Source organism: Bradyrhizobium sp., assembly GCF_016462955.1.
Lineage (GTDB): Bacteria > Pseudomonadota > Alphaproteobacteria > Rhizobiales > Xanthobacteraceae > Bradyrhizobium.
The window spans coordinates 1-2,467 of sequence record NZ_JAEMSD010000751.1; the positions used below are offsets into that span (position 1 = coordinate 1).

The 2,467-nt window shown below is 63.6% G+C and carries 3 protein-coding genes; 1 reads left to right on the forward strand and 2 read right to left on the reverse strand.

All coding sequences use genetic code 11. The annotated features are described in order from the left end of the window. On the reverse strand, window positions 1–672 hold a 672-nt coding region (locus JHD07_RS37830; protein ID WP_291631489.1), incomplete at its 3' end, for a DNA polymerase ligase N-terminal domain-containing protein. Between the two features lie 133 nt (window positions 673–805). Between JHD07_RS37830 and JHD07_RS37835 the strand changes: the two genes are divergently transcribed. Next, window positions 806–1,690 carry a Ku protein gene (locus JHD07_RS37835; protein WP_291631492.1) on the forward strand — a complete coding sequence of 295 codons (885 nt, stop codon included), beginning with the start codon at window positions 806–808 and terminating at the stop codon, window positions 1,688–1,690. A gap of 117 nt (window positions 1,691–1,807) precedes the next feature. On the opposite strand, the gene JHD07_RS37840 is transcribed toward JHD07_RS37835, so the two are convergent. Then, window positions 1,808–2,467: response regulator transcription factor (locus JHD07_RS37840; RefSeq protein ID WP_291631495.1), on the reverse strand; the 660-nt coding region annotated here is incomplete at its 5' end.

Genomic DNA, 2,467 nt, shown 5'->3' on the forward strand with positions numbered 1-2,467 from the left:
CGTGCGCCCTTTCGTTTCCTCGGCACGGTTGGACTGCCAGACTGCATCGGCCTTGGCCTTGCCGCCCTTCGCCAGCATGAACGGCTTCGGCGCGCGGCCCTTGCCTTCGGCGATCTGCTCCATCGCGCGGCCGGAGGCGACGGACTTGTCCTGCTCGAGAATATCGTTGTCCGCGCCTTCGCGGACGTACTCGTCACGATGCTTGATCAGGAGCCAGTTGGTCCGCTTCTCGCCGCCGCGGTTGCGCATCCGCACCAGCACCCAGCTGCCGTGCAGCTTCTCGCCGTGCAGGATGAACTTCAGGTCGCCCTTCTTGAATCCCGCTTCCGGATCGTCCGCCTCCCAAGTGCCGCGGTCCCACAGCATCACCGTGCCGCCGCCATATTGCCCTTCCGGAATCGTGCCTTCGAAATCGCCATAATCGAGCGGATGGTCCTCGACCTCGACCGCCAGCCGCTTGTCGTGCGGATCGAGCGAGGGGCCTTTCGTCACCGCCCAGGACTTGAACACGCCGTCGAATTCGAGCCTAAGGTCGTAGTGAAGCCGGGTGGCATCATGCTTCTGGATCACAAAGCGGCGCTGCTTCGAGGGTGCGATCGCGGTCTTGCCCGAGGGTTCGGGCGTCTTCTCGAAGTCCCGCTTCTGTCGGTAAGTGGAGAGTTTCTGCAGCACGACCGATCCCGCTTCTCTTTCGGCACTCAAAGTCTATCACGGCGAAAGTCCCGCCCGGAACCAAAACCCTATGGGACGGTTGGGGTTCCAAATCGCCTTGAAGCAAAACGCCTTGAAAACGCTGGAGAATGGAATGGCCCCGCGCGCCTATTGGAAGGGAACGTTGAAGCTGTCGCTGGTCAGCTGTCCGGTCGTGCTTTATCCGGCGACCACGGCGGCCGAGAAGACGCGGTTTCACCTGATCAACCGCGAGACCGGAAACCGGCTCAAGCAGCAGATGATCGATTCCGAAACGGGCGACGTCGTCGAGAGCGACCAGAAGGGCCGCGGCTACGAAGTGCGCAAGGGCAAATATGTCGAGATCGAGCCGGAAGAGCTGGACGCGGTCCAGATCGAGAGCAATCACACCATCGATATCGAGAGCTTCGTGCCGCGCGAGGAGATTGACCAGCGCTTCCTCAACCATCCCTACTACATCGCCCCCGACGGCAAGGCCGCGGTCGACGCCTTCGCCGTGATCCGTGACGCCATGAAGGACCAGGAACGCGTGGCGCTCGCCAAGATCGTCCTCACCAACCGCGAGCACGTCATGGCGATCGAGCCGCGCGGCAAGGGCCTGCTCGGCACCACCCTGCGCTTCCCCTACGAGCTGCGCGACGAGGACCAGTTCTTCGACGACATCAAGAGCCCCAAGATCACCAAGGATATGGTCGAACTCGCCGGCCACATCCTGCAGACCAAGGCGGCGCATTTCGACCCCAGCAAGTTCAAGGACGAGTACGAGAACGCGCTGAAGGCGCTGGTGAAGCGCAAGGCCAGCGGCAAGAAGATCGAGCTGCCGGAGCCCGAGGAGCGGCCGAGCAACGTCGTCAACCTGATGGATGCGCTGAAGCAGAGCCTGAAGGGACGCGGCGGCAAGAAGGCCGCGGCGAAGCCGCACCCGCGCCGTGCGACCGGGCGGAATCGAAGTGCAAAGAAGGCGCATCGGTCGACGGCGCGGCAGAGGAAGGCGGGGTAGCTAGTCATTCCGGGGCGATGCGAAGCATCGAACCCGGAATCCATCAGGCCAAGCGCGACGGGAGGAGAAATGGATTCCGGGCTCGCGCTGACGCGCGCCCCGGAATGACAGCGAGAATTATTCCCCCGCCTTCAGCCGATACCCGATCCCCGTTTCCGTCAGCACATATTGCGGCCGCTCTGGATCGGCTTCGATCTTCTGGCGGAGCTGGCGGACATAGACGCGCAGATATTGCGCGTCGGTCAGCTCGTCCCAGAGCTCCCGCAGCAGGAAGCGGTGGGTGAGCACCTTGCCAGCATGCTGCACCAGCACCCGCAACAGGTCGTACTCCTTCGGCGAGAGCTTCACCTCGCGTTCGCCGACCTTGACGATGCGGCGAACGAGATCGACCGAGAGATCGCCGGTGCGGAACACCGGGCGCTCGCCCTTGACCTGAAGCTGGTGGCGCAGCGCGGCGCGCAGGCGCGCCAGCAGCTCCTCCATGCCGAATGGCTTGGTCAGATAATCGTCGGCGCCGAGATCAAGCGCCTGGACCTTGCCGGCTTCGTCGCCCCGGCTCGACAGCACCACGATGGGCACGCCTTCGTTGCGGGTGCGGATGGTGCGGAGCAGCTCGTGCCCCTGCACGTCGGGCAGGCCGAGATCGAGGATGATCAGCGCGGGCTCTTCGGCAAGCTTCTCCAGAGCCATTTTTCCGTTCGACGCCTCCAGGATCTCGTAGCCTTGCGTCGTCAGCCCCATCCGCAGCAATTTGCGGATCGGCGGCTCGTCGTCGAT